Annotated in this window: 18 protein-coding genes; 12 read left to right on the top strand and 6 right to left on the bottom strand. The window is 70.4% G+C overall.

Annotated elements, in window-relative coordinates; translation table 11 throughout:
* Positions 1–21: 21 nt before the first annotated feature.
* Positions 22–207 carry a DUF5703 family protein gene (locus ACZZ98_RS17950; RefSeq protein ID WP_380089457.1) on the bottom strand — a complete coding sequence of 62 codons (186 nt, stop codon included), beginning with the start codon at positions 205–207 and terminating at the stop codon, positions 22–24.
* Positions 208–246: 39 nt separating this feature from the next.
* Here ACZZ98_RS17950 and ACZZ98_RS17945 point away from each other — a divergent pair, with 39 nt between their 5' ends.
* The 3 genes from ACZZ98_RS17945 to ACZZ98_RS17935 are packed head-to-tail and all read left to right on the top strand — an operon-like array spanning position 247 to position 2627.
* The gene (locus ACZZ98_RS17945) at positions 247–627 is read left to right on the top strand and encodes a hypothetical protein (RefSeq protein WP_463517511.1); all 381 of its coding nucleotides are present in this window, start codon (positions 247–249) and stop codon (positions 625–627) included.
* A gap of 48 nt (positions 628–675) precedes the next feature.
* Positions 676–1749 (top strand): LLM class F420-dependent oxidoreductase, encoded by a 1074-nt coding sequence (locus tag ACZZ98_RS17940; protein ID WP_463517510.1) that lies wholly within the window; start codon positions 676–678, stop codon positions 1747–1749.
* Complete coding sequence (locus tag ACZZ98_RS17935) at positions 1746–2627, top strand: undecaprenyl-diphosphate phosphatase (protein ID WP_463517509.1); 882 nt, start codon at positions 1746–1748, stop codon at positions 2625–2627. The genes ACZZ98_RS17940 and ACZZ98_RS17935 overlap by 4 nt, the downstream gene beginning before the upstream one ends.
* Positions 2628–2646: 19 nt before the next feature.
* On the opposite strand, the gene ACZZ98_RS17930 is transcribed toward ACZZ98_RS17935, so the two are convergent.
* On the bottom strand, positions 2647–3630 hold the full coding sequence (locus ACZZ98_RS17930) for a magnesium and cobalt transport protein CorA (protein ID WP_463517508.1): 984 nt from the start codon (positions 3628–3630) through the stop codon (positions 2647–2649).
* Between the two features lie 29 nt (positions 3631–3659).
* On the opposite strand from ACZZ98_RS17930, the gene ACZZ98_RS17925 reads away from it, so the two are divergent.
* From ACZZ98_RS17925 to mshC, 8 genes are all read left to right on the top strand, one after another.
* Positions 3660–4358 (top strand): MSMEG_4193 family putative phosphomutase, encoded by a 699-nt coding sequence (locus ACZZ98_RS17925; protein ID WP_463517507.1) that lies wholly within the window; start codon positions 3660–3662, stop codon positions 4356–4358.
* A 55-nt stretch (positions 4359–4413) separates the two neighbouring features.
* Entirely contained in the window at positions 4414–5106 is a 693-nt protein-coding gene (locus ACZZ98_RS17920; RefSeq protein ID WP_463517506.1) for an energy-coupling factor ABC transporter permease, read from the top strand.
* Complete coding sequence (locus tag ACZZ98_RS17915; protein WP_463517505.1) at positions 5103–5432, top strand: PDGLE domain-containing protein; 330 nt, start codon at positions 5103–5105, stop codon at positions 5430–5432. Before ACZZ98_RS17920 ends, ACZZ98_RS17915 begins: the two co-directional genes overlap by 4 nt.
* A 1-nt stretch (position 5433) precedes the next feature.
* Entirely contained in the window at positions 5434–6195 is a 762-nt protein-coding gene (gene cbiQ, locus ACZZ98_RS17910) for a cobalt ECF transporter T component CbiQ (RefSeq protein ID WP_463517504.1), read from the top strand.
* A gap of 10 nt (positions 6196–6205) precedes the next feature.
* Complete coding sequence (locus ACZZ98_RS17905; protein WP_463517503.1) at positions 6206–6937, top strand: energy-coupling factor ABC transporter ATP-binding protein; 732 nt, start codon at positions 6206–6208, stop codon at positions 6935–6937.
* 9 nt (positions 6938–6946) lie between these two features.
* Entirely contained in the window at positions 6947–7456 is a 510-nt protein-coding gene (locus ACZZ98_RS17900; protein WP_463517502.1) for a DUF3090 domain-containing protein, read from the top strand.
* A 3-nt stretch (positions 7457–7459) separates the two neighbouring features.
* Positions 7460–8251 carry an SCO1664 family protein gene (locus tag ACZZ98_RS17895; RefSeq protein ID WP_463517501.1) on the top strand — a complete coding sequence of 264 codons (792 nt, stop codon included), beginning with the start codon at positions 7460–7462 and terminating at the stop codon, positions 8249–8251.
* 129 nt (positions 8252–8380) lie between these two features.
* Positions 8381–9517: a cysteine--1-D-myo-inosityl 2-amino-2-deoxy-alpha-D-glucopyranoside ligase gene (gene mshC / locus ACZZ98_RS17890; protein ID WP_463517500.1), complete on the top strand. Its 1137-nt coding sequence runs from the start codon at positions 8381–8383 to the stop codon at positions 9515–9517.
* Between the two features lie 28 nt (positions 9518–9545).
* On the opposite strand, the gene ACZZ98_RS17885 is transcribed toward mshC, so the two are convergent.
* Positions 9546–10391, bottom strand: coding sequence for a PAC2 family protein (locus tag ACZZ98_RS17885; RefSeq protein ID WP_380089431.1), 846 nt, complete (start codon positions 10389–10391; stop codon positions 9546–9548).
* A 48-nt stretch (positions 10392–10439) separates the two neighbouring features.
* Here ACZZ98_RS17885 and ACZZ98_RS17880 point away from each other — a divergent pair, with 48 nt between their 5' ends.
* A complete protein-coding gene (locus ACZZ98_RS17880) occupies positions 10440–11147 on the top strand; it encodes an HAD family hydrolase (protein ID WP_463517499.1) in 708 nt (235 codons plus the stop codon).
* On the opposite strand, the gene ACZZ98_RS17875 is transcribed toward ACZZ98_RS17880, so the two are convergent.
* From ACZZ98_RS17875 to ACZZ98_RS17865, 3 genes are all read right to left on the bottom strand, one after another.
* The gene (locus ACZZ98_RS17875; RefSeq protein WP_380089427.1) at positions 11076–11921 is read right to left on the bottom strand and encodes a RecB family exonuclease; all 846 of its coding nucleotides are present in this window, start codon (positions 11919–11921) and stop codon (positions 11076–11078) included. The genes ACZZ98_RS17880 and ACZZ98_RS17875 overlap by 72 nt on opposite strands.
* Positions 11922–12047: 126 nt before the next feature.
* On the bottom strand, positions 12048–12851 hold the full coding sequence (locus tag ACZZ98_RS17870) for a MerR family transcriptional regulator (protein WP_463517498.1): 804 nt from the start codon (positions 12849–12851) through the stop codon (positions 12048–12050).
* Positions 12852–12972: 121 nt separating this feature from the next.
* Positions 12973–14235, bottom strand: coding sequence for an MFS transporter (locus tag ACZZ98_RS17865; RefSeq protein ID WP_463517809.1), 1263 nt, complete (start codon positions 14233–14235; stop codon positions 12973–12975).
* Positions 14236–14294 lie beyond the last annotated feature (59 nt).

The raw sequence follows: 14294 nt of genomic DNA, 5'->3' as shown, positions 1-14294 counted from the left end.
GCCGAGCCCGGGACCGAGTGGTCAGGAGGCGCGACGGGCCCGGATGATCCTGCGCCGCAGCCACGTTCGCGTGACGCCACCGATGTAGATGCGGGTGCGATGCAGCTCCCAGTGGCCGTACTCGGCCTGCTCGGTGAGGGTGCGTCGGATGTCACCGCGGCGGGTGTCGCGCCCGAACGACAGGACCCGATACTCGTATTCGACCATTGACACATTGTGCGGCACGAGGCGCTACCGTTCTCAACTATGAGCGCCGACCCGCGTGCCGCCCTTTCCCTCCTCGTCTCCGCCTTCGAACGCCACCTCGAGGCGTGCTCCGGTCGTCGCGGTGAGGACGACCCGACGGTGGCAGCGGCCTACGACGATCTCCTCGACGCCTTCGAGACCTACGACAACACGCTCTACGAGTCCTTCGGCGAGATGACCCCCCTCGACGTCTACACCGGTGACGACGGTGACGACAGCGACGAGGAGGACGATGACGACGACCTCGACGACGACGATGACGACGACGACGGCGTCTACTCCGGGCTCGACGACGAGGAGTTCGACGACGAGTCCGACGACACCTCCGGCGACAGCGGCCCGAGCGCCCCTGCGTCCAAGGGCGACACGCGAGCTCGCTGACCCACCTGGGTGACGTCGCGGCCACGTGCCGCGACTACGGTTGGCGCCATGCGACTGGCAGTGAATCTCGGCTACATGGGGCTCTCCACGAGCCAGGACATGCTGACCCTCGCGGCGGAGGCGGACCGCCTCGGCTACGACTCGGCATGGGTCGCCGAGGCCTATGGCAGCGACACGGTGTCCTTCTTGTCGTGGATCGGCGCGCGCACCGAGCAGATCGGGCTCGGCTCGGCCGTGATGCAGATCCCGGCCCGCACCCCGGCCATGACGGCGATGACCGCCGCCACCCTGGATCACCTCTCCGGAGGCCGTTTCCGGCTGGGACTCGGGGTCTCCGGGCCCCAGGTCAGCGAGGGGTGGCACGGCGTCCGTTTCACCAAGCCGCTCGCGCGCACCCGTGAGTACGTCGAGATCGTGCGGCAGGCGCTGTCGCGCCAACGCGTGGAGTATGCCGGCGAGCACTTCACGCTGCCGCTGCCCGATGGTCCCGGGAAGGCCCTCAAGCTGACCATCGCCCCCACCCAGCAGAACCTCCCGATCTACCTCGCCGCGGTGGGTCCCAAGAACCTCGAGCTCACCGGCGAGATCGCCGACGGCTGGCTCGCGATCTTCTTCTCGCCCGAGCACTCCGGGGAGATCGTCGAGTCGATCGCCACCGGACGTCGCGCCGCGGGCCGAGGTACCGAGGGCGACCCGCTCGACGGGTTCGACATCGTGCCCACCGTCCCGGTCGTCGTCACCGACGACGTCGAGGCGGGAGCGGCGGCCGTCGCGGCATACTCCGCCCTCTACATCGGCGGCATGGGCTCGAAGGACAAGAACTTCTACAACCAGCTCGCCTGCCGCATGGGGTTCGAGGCCGAGGCGGCCCGCGTCCAGGAGCTCTTCCTCGCGGGCCAGCACCGTGACGCCGCTCAGGCTGTCCCATTCGAGTTCATCGACGCGACCTCGCTCATCGGAACGCCCGAGCGGATCGCCGAGCGCATCGGGCGCTACGCCGACGCCGGGGTCACGACGCTGGCCGTCTCACCCTTCGCCCTGACGATCGAGGAGCGCATCGAGACCCTCCGCGTCATGTCCGAGCTCGTCCCCACCACCAGCCAGGAAGCCCCCACCCCGTGATCGTTGCCGTCGACGCGCCCGTCGAGCTCAGCTACTTCCAGTCCGTCGTCCTCGGCATCGTCGAAGGGGTCACCGAGTACCTCCCGGTCTCGTCGACGGGCCACCTCACGATCGCCGAGAAGCTCCTCGGGATGCCGGTCGACGCACCCGCGGTCACGGCATACACCGCCTTGATCCAGATCGGCGCGATCCTCGCGACGTTCACCTACTTCGGCAAGAAGATCCTGCGTCTGTTCCTCGCCTGGATGGCCGGGCTGCGCAGCGCCGAGGCGAGGGAGGAGCACGACTACCAGCTCGCCTGGGCCGTCATCGTCGGCTCGTTGCCCGTCGTCGTCGTCGCGCTGTTGCTCAAGGACCTCATCTCCGGCCCGTTGCGCAGCCTCTGGGTGGTCGCCGGAGCGCTCGTGCTGTGGAGCGCGGTGATGTGGGTGGCCGAGCGCCGCCACGACGTGCTCGAGGCCCAGGGGGTCCATCGCGGTGAGGACGCGTTGACGGTCAAGGACGGGCTCATCATCGGTCTGGTGCAGTGCTTCTCGCTCGTCCCCGGCGTCTCCCGCTCGGGTGCCACGATCTCGGCCGGCCTCATGCGGGGGATCGACCGGGTGACGTCGACCGAGCTGTCGTTCTTCCTGGCCATCCCGGCGCTCACCGGCGCCGGGATCTACGAGACCCTCGACAACGTCGAGGCCCTCAAGGTCCTCGGAGTCGGACCGATCCTCACCGGCATGGTCGTGGCGTTCGTCGTCGCCTACGCGTCCATCGCCTGGCTGCTGAAGTTCGTGCAGAGCAACTCGCTCATGTCGTTCATCGCCTACCGCGTCGTGCTGGGTGCCTTCATGTTCCTCGCACTCGGCGCCGGCTGGATCACCGCGACCTGACGCAGGAGTCGGTGGGGCCTCAGAGCCACCGGACCTTCTTGAAGGTGACGAAGAGGCCCACGCAAACGGTCGCCATGAGCCCCAGGATCGCGAAGTAGCCGTACTGCCAGCGCAGCTCGGGCATGTTGTCGAAGTTCATCCCGTAGATCCCGGCGATGGCCGTCGGCACCGCGGCGATCGCGACCCAGGCCGAGATCTTGCGCATGTCGGAGTTCTGCTGCACCGAGATCTTGGCGAGGTTGGCGCTGAGCACGTCGCTGAGCAGCCGGTCGTAGGAGTCGACGCGGTCGGCCACGAAGTGCAGGTGGTCGTCGACGTCACGGAAGAGCAGCCGCAGCTCGTCGTCCGGGATCGGCGAGCGAGGGCTCGTGTGGAGCATCCGGACGGGCACGATGAGAGGCGTGACGGCCCTGCGGAACTCGAGCACCTCTCGCTTGAGGCGATAGATCGTGTCCGACGAGACGAGGCCCTCCGAGAACACGGCCTCCTCGATCTCGTCGATGTCGCGGGCGAGCTCGACCTCGATCTCGCGGTACTGGTCGACGACCCGGTCGATGATGGCGTGCAGCGCGGCCATGGGGCCGAGAGCGAGCTTGGCCTGGTCGTCCTCGAGGTCCTTGCGCACCCCCGCGAGCGGGCTGAGCTCCCCACGCCGGATGGTGAGGACGAAGTGCTCACCGACGTGAACCATGAGCTCGCCGGTCTCGACGTCGGAGGTGGCCTCGATGTAGCTCAGCGTCTTGAGGACGACGAAGACGTTGGTGCCGTAGAGCTCGATCTTGGCGCGCTGACGGCCGTTGACGGCGTCCTCGATGGCCAGCGGGTGCAGTCCCAGTCCGAGCTCGTCGTTGGCGTCCTGGAGCTCGGTCATCGAAGGGTCCTTGAGCCCGATCCAGAGGAAGTCGGTGCCCCGCCCGTTGGCCCTGAGGGCGTCGAGCTCCTCGCTGAGGTCGCCGCACGATCCTCGCCTGCCGTCGCGGTAGAGCGCCTTGTCGATGATCACGCGCGCCATTGTTGCCTACAGTGGGCGCCGTGGCACTGCTCCTGCTCGTCCGACATGGTCACTCGACCGCCAACGCCGACGCCGTCCTCGCGGGATGGACCGAGGGGGTGGGCCTGACCGAACGCGGACGCGCCGACGTGGCCCGGATCGCCACCCGACTGGCCGAGACCGGCACCGAGGTGGCGCGGCTCGTCACCAGTCCGCTCCAGCGGTGTCGCGAGACGTCCGAGCTCCTGCTGCCCGGTGCCACGCCAGAGGTGGACGAGGACCTCGGCGAGTGCCACTACGGGGCGTGGACTGGACGGCCGATCGCCGAGCTCACCTCGGAACCGTTGTGGCGCACCGTCCAGGACGATCCGGCCTCCGCCCGTTTCCCGGACAGCGACACGTATGCCGCAGAGTCCCTTGCCGAGATGGCGGCCCGCATCGGGGCGGCGGTGCGACGCATCGACGCCGAGGTCGAGGCTGAGCGCGGTCCGGACGCGGTGTGGGTCGCGGTGAGCCACGGCGACCCGATCAAGGCACTGCTCGCGGACGCCATGGGTGCGGGCCTCGCCGGTCTCCAACGCGTGCACGTCGACCCCGCGTCCGTGTCTGTCATCCGCCGCTCGGGAGAGCGGGCGATGGTGATGGCCGTGAACTCGTCGGGCGATGCCATCCGTGCGCACCAGAAGGCAGCGGCAGCTGTTCCTCCGGGTGACGCCATCATCGGGGGAGGGACAGGCTAGAGTCCTTGTTGCAAACAATGTGCAACAAGGGCGATGACCCGGAAAGGCTGTCGGCATGCATGTCCCGGACGGATTCCTCGACGCACCCACGTCCATCGCCACGGCTGTGATCGCTGCCGGGGGAGTCTCGCTGGCGCTCCGCCGCGCCCGGCGGGAGCTCGACGACCGCACGGCGCCCCTGGCCGGGCTCGTCGCCGTCTTCGTCTTCGCGGCACAGATGCTCAACTTCCCGGTGGGCGCCGGCACGTCCGGGCACCTCCTCGGCGGGACCCTGGGGGCCGTGCTTGTCGGCCCGTGGACGGCCACCCTCTGCCTCACCGTGGTCCTCGCCGTCCAGGCACTGCTCTTCGCCGACGGCGGCATCACGGCGCTGGGCACCAACATCAGCCTCATGGCGCTCGTCGGCGTGTGGTCCGGCTGGATGGTCTTCGTCGGGCTCCGCCGCATCGTGCGCTCGGCCGGCCTGCGAGCGGTGCCGGCCCTCGCCGGCGTCGCTGCCTTCCTCTCCGTCCCGATCACCGCGCTGGCCTTCACCGCCCTGTATGCCGTGGGTGGGCGGGCGCCGATCCCGCTCGATGCGCTCGTGAGCGCGATGCTGGGCTGGCACACGCTCATCGGTGTCGGCGAGGGCATCATCACGCTGCTCGCCGTCGGCAGCATCATTGCCACGCGGCCTGATCTCGTCCACGGGGCACGAGGGCTGGTCCGGACGCAGCACCTCGAGATCCGGACGGAGGTCCCCGCGTGAGTGCGTCCCCGCGCAACCGCATCACGACGAGCCGCCTCGTCGTCACGGGCCTCGTCGTCTGCCTGTTGCTCGCCGGCATCATCTCGCTCTGGGCCTCCGGCAACCCGGACGGACTCGAGTTCGTGGCCGAGCGGCTCGGCTTCATCGACTCGGCGAGCGAGCACGGGGCCAGCTCCTCCCCGTTCGCCGACTACGGCACGGCGGGCGTCGACGACCCCCGCCTGTCCGGCGGGGTGGCGGGTCTCGTCGGGGTGGTCGTCGTGGCGGTCATCGCCTTCGGGCTCATGCACCTGCTGCGCCGACGCGGCTCACGCGACGGCGACTGACGTGGGAGCCGAGCTCGGCCCGCACCTGCACATCGACGGGGACTCCGTCGTCCACCGGCTCCCCGCCCACGTCAAGCTCGTGGGTCTGCTGGCCTTCGTCCTGCTCGTCGTGGCCCTGCCTCGCGAGGCACACGTGGCACGCCTGGCGCTGCTGGCCGTGGCGCTGGGAGTCGTCCTCGCCACGCGGGTTCCCCTGCGGCACGTCGCGACCCGGCTCGTCGTCGAGATCCCGTTCGTGGTCTTCGCGCTCGTGCTGCCCTTCGTCGCCACCGGACCATCGATGCAGCTGGGGCCGTTCACGGTCTCGCGCGACGGCGTCGAGGCCGGCATCGCCCTGCTGCTGACCGCGACGACGAGCGTGCTCATGGCTGTCGCCTTCGCGACGACGACGACCAGCCGTGACCTCGTCCGGGCTCTCCAGCACCTGAAGGTCCCGGACCGGCTCGTCCAGATCCTGGCGTTCATGCTGCGATACCTCGGTGTCGTCGGAGCGCAGGCCCAGCGCATGAGGGTGGCACGTGAGTCCCGGGCCTTCACCGCGCGGTCGGTGGAGTCGTGGCCGGTCATCGCCTCCAGCGCCGGAGCCTTGTTCATCCGCAGCTACGAGCGGGGCGAGCGGGTCCACCTCGCGATGATGTCGCGTGGCTACGACGGACGGATGCCCGTGACCGACCCCATGACCGCCCGGCGCGGCGACTGGATGCGCGCCCTCGTGCCCGCCGCGCTCGCCCTCGTCGCGCTGACCCTGGTCCACCTCCCGTGACTCTCACCCGATGAGCACGCCCGTCCTCGATATCCGCGGCCTGGCCTTCGCCTATCCCGACGGGCACCAGGCACTCTTCGGTGTCGACCTCCACGTCCACCGGGGCGAGCGGGTCGCCCTCCTCGGGCCGAACGGCGCTGGCAAGACCACGCTCGTGCTCCACCTCAACGGCATCCTCGAGGCGGGAGCCGGCAGCGTCTCCGTCTCGGGCCTGCCCGTCGTCCGGGCCAACCACCTCGAGATCCGCCGCCGGGTCGGCATCGTCTTCCAGGACCCGGACGACCAGCTCTTCATGCCCACCGTGCGCGACGACGTGGCGTTCGGCCCGGCCAACCTGGGACTGCGTGGCGACGAGCTCGCTGCCCGGGTCGATGCAGCCCTGCGCGCCGTGGCCATGACGGAGTTCGCGGACCGGGCGCCGCACCACCTCTCCTTCGGTCAACGGCGTCGGGTCGCCATCGCCACGGTGCTCGCGATGGAGCCCGAGATCCTGGTGCTCGACGAGCCGTCCTCCAACCTCGACCCCACGTCACGACGCGAGCTCGGCGAGCTCATCCAGTCGCTCGACGTCACCGTGCTCATGGTCACCCACGACCTGCCCTTCGCCCTCCAGCTCTGTGAGCGGTCGGTCATCCTCTCCGGCGGCGTCGTCGCCGCCGACGGCAGCACCCGCACGCTCCTCGACGACGCGGCCCTGCTCAAGGAGCACCGCCTTGAGCTGCCGTGGGGCTTCTCGGGTTAGTCTGCGCGCATGGCGATCAGTGACTTCGACCCGCCAGAGCGCTTTGTCGCCGGCACCGTGGGCCCGCCGGGCGGCCGCACCTTCTTCCTGCAGGCCCGCGGTGCGGGCCGGCTCGTCTCGGTGTCCATCGAGAAGGTCCAGGTGAGCATCCTCGCGGACCGCATCGCCGACCTCCTCGACACCGTCGGCGGTCCCGAGGGCTCCGACGCCGTCGCCGAGCACTTCGCAGACACCGAGGCGCTCGAGACCCCGATCGAGGACGAGTTCCGGGTGGACACCGTGAGCCTGGCGTGGGACGAGGACCGCTCCAGCATCGTGATCGAGTGCCACGACAGCGACCCCGAGGAGACCACGCCCTCGGACACGGTCAGGGTCGTCCTCGACGCGGCGAACGCGCGGGCCTTCGCCCGGCGCTGCCAGGCCATCGTCGCCGCAGGGCGCCCCCCGTGCCCGTTCTGTGGCCAGCCCCTCGATCCCGAGGGACACATCTGCCCCCGGTCCAACGGATACAAGCGCTAGACCGTGTCGCTCGAGGTCGAACACCTCCTGCAGGCCGGCGAGGTCGAGCTCCTGGGCCGGATCGTCGAGTCCTCCAACGGCGCCGTCCTCGTGCGGGTCAGCCTCGACGCCGACTCGAGGCTCGCCATCCACAAGCCCGTCGCACTCGAACGCCCGCTCTGGGACTATCCCGACGGCACGTTGGCTGCTCGTGAGCGGGCGGCATACCTCATCAGTGAGGCAGGTGGGTTCGGTGTCGTCCCTCCCACCGTCCTCCACGACGGGCCGTGGGGCCCGGCCGCCACCCAGCAGTGGGTCGGTGAGCCCGACCGAGCGCCCGACCTCGTCGTCGACGTCGTCGCTCCCGGTGAGGTACCTACCGGCTGGCGCGAGGTCCTGCGCGGTGAGACCCCCGACGGCGAGGAGGTGGTCGTGGCACACGCGACCGAGCCCGGGGTCCGCACGGCTGCCGTCTTCGACGCGCTCATCAACAACTCCGACCGCAAGGGCGGTCACCTCCTGCGCAGCCACGGCACGGTCTGGGGCGTCGACCACGGGGTGAGCCTCGGCGTCGAGCCCAAGCTGCGCACCGTCCTCTGGGGCTGGGCCGGTGAGGCGCTCGAGGTCGCCGACGTCCACCGGCTGGAGCGGGTGCGTGGCGCCCTCCACGAGGGTGACCTGGCCTCGCGCCTCGCCGACCTCCTCACGACCGAGGAGGTCGCTGCCCTCGTCGCGCGGGCCGGCGATCTGCTCGAGGACCGCCGTCACCCGTTGCCTGTTCCCGGATGGCCGGCCATCCCGTGGCCAGCGATGTGAGGAGCCCGTCGTAGGCTTCGACGGTGATCTCGTGGCCGCCTCCGTTCCTGCCCGCCATCCCCGGAGACGGAGTGGCGCTCAGTCTGCACGACACCAGCTCGGGGCAGCCGACTGGTCGACCCCGGACCTGTGGCCAGGCTCTACGTCTGCGGCATCACCCCCTATGACGCAACCCATCTTGGCCACGCCGCGACCTACGTCGCGTTCGACCTCGTCGGTCGCGTCCTGCGCGACGCCGGGCACGAGGTGCACTACACCCAGAACGTCACCGACGTCGACGACCCGCTCCTCGAGCGCGCCCGGCGCGATGGCATCGACTGGCGGGACCTTGCCGTGGCCGAGGCGGACCTCTACCGCGAGGACATGACCGCGCTGCAGGTCATACCGCCGACGGACTACGTCGGCGTCGTCGAGGCTATGCCGACCATCGCGGACCTGGTGCGGCGCACGATCGCCGGCGGGGCGGCATACGAGCTGACCAACGACGACGCGTCCGGTCCCGACCTCTATGTCGACCTCTCCCACGTCTCCGGATTCGGCGAGGTGTCCGGATGGACCCGCGAGCAGATGCTCGCCGTCTTCGCCGAGCGCGGTGGCGACCCCGACCGCCCCGGCAAGCGCGACCCGCTGGACCCTCTGCTGTGGCGCGCGGCCCGCGAGGGGGAACCTTCCTGGGAGTTCGACGGCCTGCCGGCGGGGCGGCCCGGGTGGCACGTGGAGTGCACCGCGATCGCGCTCGACCGGCTCGGCGTGCCCATCGACGTCAACGGTGGAGGCTCAGACCTGATCTTCCCCCACCACGAGATGACGGTCGCGCAGGCCAGTGCCATCGGTGTCCAGGACTACGCGCAGATCCACAGCCACGCGGGCATGGTCGGACTCGACGGCCACAAGATGAGCAAGGCGCGCGGCAACCTCGTCCTCGTCTCGCGCTTGCGTGAGGACGGAGTGGACCCCATGGCGATCCGCCTCGTCCTGCTGGCCCAGCACTACCGCTCCGACTGGGACTACACGTCCGACCTCCTGACCGCGGCGCAGGCCCGGCTGGAGCGGTGGCGCGAGGCCCTCTCGGTCAACACTGCGCCGTCAGCCGACGCGACGATTGCCGAGATCCGGGCCGCACTCGCCCATGACCTGGACGCACCACGCGCTCTCGCGGCCATCGACGCCTGGGCCGACGAGACCCTGACCCGCGGCGGCGATGAGGCGTCGGCTCCGGGCCTGTTGGGTCGGGCGCTCGACGCGCTGCTCGGAGTGCGCTTCTGACCACGCACGGAGGACGCCGCCCGCGGCGTCAGTCGTCCGCGCCGCGTTTCCTCAGGTAGCGCTCGAACTCCTTGGCGATCGCGTCGCCGCTGGCCTCGGGCAGCTCGGCCGTGTCCTGGGCCTCCTCGAGCGACTCGACGTACTCCGCGACCTCGGCGTCCTCGGACGCGAGCGCGTCGAGACCGTTCTCCCACGCCCGCGCGTCCTCGTCGAGGCCGACGTGGTCGATGGGCCCGTCGAGGAGCTCCTCGAGCCGCGACACCATGGCCCGCGTGGCCTTGGGGGACGGGGTGTGGTGGGCGTAGTGCGGGACGGCCGCCCACACCGAGATCGAGCTCACCCCCACCTGGACCGCTGCGTCGGCGATGACGCCGACGATGCCCGTCGGGCCCTCATAGGTGCTCGCCTCGAGGTCATGACGGTGGCGCGTGTCCTCGTTGTCCGAGGTCGCGGTCACCTGGATGGGCCGGGTGTGCGCCACGTCGGCGAGCAGTGCGCCGAGGGTGATCACCGTCGTGACATCCGCCGCCTGGGCCAGCTCCATCAGCTCGATGGCGAAGGTCCGCCACCGGAACGACGGCTCGACCCCCTGGACGAGGATCACGTCGCGCCCGATGGAGGTGTTGGTCGCGACGAGGATGCGCGTGGTGCGCCAGCTGATCCGGCGCTGCCCGCCCTCTGACAGCACCCGCGGACGGTTGACCTGGAAGTCGTAGTAGTCCTCCGGGTCGAGCGCCGCGACCGGCTCGGCGTCCCAGAGCTGGGCCAGGTGCTCGATCACGCCACTTGCTGCCTCACCGGCGTCGTTCCACCCCTCGAAGGCCGCGATCATCACGGCGTTCTCCAGGTCAGGCAGGTCGTCGAGCTCGATCAACGCGTCCTCCTCGTAGGTCCACCTCCACCCTATTCGTAGACTCGCCCCATGACGTTGCCTGCCGCGGTTCTCTGGGACATGGATGGGACCCTCGTCGACACCGAGCCCTACTGGATCGCCGCCGAGCACGACATCGTGGAGGAGCACGGGGGGGTGTGGTCCGACGAGTACGCCCACCAGCTCGTCGGCAACGACCTCATGGTCAGTGCGGAGTTCATCCGCGACAACTCGCCGATCACGTGGGAGCCCGAGCGGATCATCGAGGAGCTCCTCGTCCGCGTCACGTCGCGGGTCCGCGAGCACGTGCCGTGGCGTCCGGGCGCCCGCGAGCTGCTCGCGGCCCTCATCGACGAGGGAGTCCCCAACGCGCTGGTGACGATGTCGTGGCGTTCACTGGCGACCGCTGTCGTCGAGGCGCTGCCGGAGGGGACGTTCGCGGCCGTGGTCACCGGCGACGAGGTCGAGCACGGCAAACCACACCCCGAGCCCTATCACGCGGCCGCTCGGATGCTGGGCGTCGAGGCTCGCGACTGCATCGCCATCGAGGACTCGCCGACCGGGGTCCGCTCGGCCGTGGCCGCCGGCGTGCCCACGATCGCGGTCCCGCACGTCGTGCCGGTGCCCATCACGCGCGGCGCCGTCCAGCTGCCGAGCCTGCGGGGGCTCACTCCGCACGACCTCGTGTCAGTCGTCGCCGACGAGCGCCTCGCCGGTCACGCGCGGGTCGAGGACGAGCCGACCGGCGTCGGCAGGTAGCGGCGGGGGAGTGCCGCCCCACTCGGGGCACAGCTCCTTGAAGTCGCACCAGTCGCAGAGCCGGGACACGCGGGGTCGCCAGTCACCGGTCTCGCTGGCCCGGACGATGGCCGCCCAGACCGCCTGGACGTTGCGCTCGAGCCCGAGCAGGTCGTGCTCGTCCGGCTCGTAGCGCACGATCTCGCCGTTGCCGAGGTAGACGAGCTGCAGCTGCTTGGGGATGACGCCACGTTGGCGCCACAGCACGAGCGCATAGAACTTCATCTGGAAGAGGGCCTTGCCCTCGAACGCCTCGCGCGGCGAGCGACCGGTCTTGTAGTCGACCACGCGCATCGCACCGTCGGCGGCGATGTCGAGGCGGTCGACGTAGCCACGCAGGGTGAGACCGTCGACCTCGGTCTCGACATAGAGCTCGCGCTCGGCCGGCTCGAGCCACTGCGGGTTCTCGAGCGTGAACCACCGCTCCACCAGCGCTCCGGCCGCCGTGAACCACCCCTCCTCGGTCAGGGTCTCGTCGTCCTCGATCATCGTCGCGAGCTCAGGCCGCTCCTCGACGAGACTCAGCCAGCGCGGCTGGAGCAGCGCGACGGCCGCCTCAGGGGTCCGCTCGGCCGCCGGCAGCTCGAAGAGGTGCTCGAGCACCTCGTGCACGAGGGTGCCGCGGGCGGCCGCCGGGGAGGGCGGCCCGTCGAGCTTGTCGATGGTGCGGAACCGGAAGAGCAGGGGGCACTGCTTGAAGTCCGCTGCGCGGCTCGGAGACAGTGCGGGGGTCATGGACGACACGGTATGCCGTCCCGCCGACACCCCCACACACCTCACCGCCCAGCCCGCTCGCGTCCGCGATCCCGGTCGGGAAGGCGACCACGGGATGCGGACGCGAGTGGGGGAGCCGAGCGTGGCTCAGGCGACGGGCTGCTGCAGCTCGGTGACCCAGGCGTCCTCGTCGCCGTGGGGCGTCGCGATGTAGACCTCGCGGCATCGGCCATCGGGGGAGAGACCTTCGGCTCCGAGGTACTGCATCAGCGCCTGCCAGCTGTCACTGATGGTCTCCATCGACCCGTGGTGGACGACGGTCACCGCTCGTCCGGCCGCCGGCAAGGTCTCCACGTCGTAACCGGGGATGCTCTCCCCGGGCGCGAGCGGCATACCCGCCGCGAAGCGGATCGAGTCCTCGCTCATCTCGTACCAGGCGACCGTGGGCTGCTCCACGTCCAGACCGGCCCGACCCGCATCGGCGAGCAGGTCGGCGAAGAGCGGGGCGATCGTCGGCCCGATCTCGGACTGGTCGGTGACGCAGGCGGTGCGCTGGGCCAGGGTGAGCTCCGGCAGCTCTTCGGTGACGAACTCGAGGTCCTGCATGGTGTGCTCCTTCTCGATCGTCCGAAGGCGGCGCTCGATCTCGGCGAGGCGGGTGTGGTCCTCCTCGATCCGTGCAGCGATCTGCGAGCGGCGCAGGGCGAGCATCGCCCGCAGCTCGTCGGCGGACACGTCGGCGTCGAGGATCGGCGCGATCTCGGAGAGAGCGAAGCCGAGGTCCTTGAGCGCGACGAGCCGGTTGAGCCGACTCAGCTGGTCGGCGGTGTAGCGCCGGTAGCCGCTGCGCGCCTCGACGGCTGCGGGCACGAGCAGCCCGAGCGCGTCGTAGTGGCGCAGCATGCGCACGGACACCTGTCCGTGGAGGGCGAACTCACCGATGCCGAGCACGTGCGTCCCTTCGGTCCTGTGGAGTGCCCGGGTCCAGCGCCCGGGCGACACCGATCAGCAGACAGCCTGACACCGTGTCAGGGTCAAGAACCCTTTTTGGGTATGCCGGCCCGCGCTCGCCTCAGGCGGCGAGGACTGCGTCGTCCGGGCCGGCCGACGACGCCGTCGCGGGCACGGGCTCCGAGCGGCGCAGGGCACCGCGCAGGCGCCACGCGGCATACACGGCGAGAGCGCTGATGGCGATGTGCAGCCCGAGGAAGCCGGTCGTGAGCCCGGCGCCCAGGAGCACGCCGGCGACGAGGGGACCGAGCGCCGAGAACGTCGTCTGCAGCGCGGCGAAGGCACCCAGCGTCTGGCCGACCATGCCCCGCGGCGCGAGGGAGGCGGTCAGGGGGCTGAGGACCGGGCTGTACATCGTCTCGCCGACGGCGAAGATCCCGTAGGTCGTCACGAAGAGGGCCGCCGCGACACCCGGTGCGAACTGCGCCGTGGACAGCACGACCCAGGACAGGACCCAGATCGCACCGACCGCCATGAGCAGGGTCGGCGCGCTCCTGTTGGCGGTGAGGCGGACGACGATGACCTGGAGCACGACTATGACGATCGCGTTGACCGCGGCGGCCGTGCCGACGGCGGCCGTGTCGATGTCGAGGGTCGTGATCGCGTAGGCCGGAAGGCCCGACTCGAACTGGGCATAGAACCCCAGGGCCAGCGTCACCGTGATCACCGCGGTCCACCGCAGGGCCGGGGTGGCGAAGACGGCACGCATCGACTCGAGCGGGCTCATGGCCCTGCCAGCGGGGCTCGCGACGATCTCGCTGCCCGGGTGGATGGTGGCGCCTCGACCGGCGAGGCCGATGATGAGTGACGAGATCGCGAATCCAGTTGCTGCCGTGAGGAACCCAACGTCGAGCCCCTGAGGGTCGCGCAGGTCGACGAGGTGTCCGGCGACGTAGGCGCCGGCCGCCATGCCGAGCGCCTCACCCGTGAACTTGTAGGCGAAGACGCGGCGACGGTCGCTGCTGTCGACCCAACGGAGCACGAGGACCTGCTTGGCCGGGACGGCGGCGGTCAGCCCCAGCCCGAAGACGAACATCCCGCCGAGGAAGGCTGCGGTCGAGTCGGCCAGCACGAGCGAGCCGACGCCCACGGCTCCCAGCAGCTGGGCGAGAACCGCGACGGCGACCGGGTTGTAGCGGTCGCTGAGGCGTCCGGCCACCGGTGCGGCGACGAGGGCACCGACCGAGAAGAGCGAGGATGCGGCAGCGGCGGCGAGGGCACCCCAGCCGCGGGTGTCGGCCGCATACGCGTACTGGTAGGGCAGCACCGCACCCCAGCCGAGCATCCCGATGGAGGAGGCGAGGACGAGCAGCTTGGCGCGCATGGTGGTCACACCCTTTCTGTTGGTGGCGGAAGGCAAGACGGTCATCGGCCTTCGACGTC

The sequence above is a fragment of the Knoellia sp. AC549 genome (genome assembly GCF_979258975.1).
This window is presented reverse-complemented; position numbering and strand designations above follow the sequence as displayed.

Coding starts and splice junctions, on each gene's coding strand:
- ACZZ98_RS17920 (WP_463517506.1), top strand. CDS start 4,414: ATGCATGTCCCGGACGGATTCCTCGACGCACCCACGTCCATCGCCACG.
- ACZZ98_RS17905 (WP_463517503.1), top strand. CDS start 6,206: ATGAGCACGCCCGTCCTCGATATCCGCGGCCTGGCCTTCGCCTATCCC.
- ACZZ98_RS17865 (WP_463517809.1), bottom strand. CDS start 14,235: ATGCGCGCCAAGCTGCTCGTCCTCGCCTCCTCCATCGGGATGCTCGGC.
- ACZZ98_RS17880 (WP_463517499.1), top strand. CDS start 10,440: ATGACGTTGCCTGCCGCGGTTCTCTGGGACATGGATGGGACCCTCGTC.
- ACZZ98_RS17875 (WP_380089427.1), bottom strand. CDS start 11,921: ATGACCCCCGCACTGTCTCCGAGCCGCGCAGCGGACTTCAAGCAGTGC.
- ACZZ98_RS17940 (WP_463517510.1), top strand. CDS start 676: ATGCGACTGGCAGTGAATCTCGGCTACATGGGGCTCTCCACGAGCCAG.
- ACZZ98_RS17900 (WP_463517502.1), top strand. CDS start 6,947: ATGGCGATCAGTGACTTCGACCCGCCAGAGCGCTTTGTCGCCGGCACC.
- ACZZ98_RS17945 (WP_463517511.1), top strand. CDS start 247: ATGAGCGCCGACCCGCGTGCCGCCCTTTCCCTCCTCGTCTCCGCCTTC.
- ACZZ98_RS17950 (WP_380089457.1), bottom strand. CDS start 207: ATGGTCGAATACGAGTATCGGGTCCTGTCGTTCGGGCGCGACACCCGC.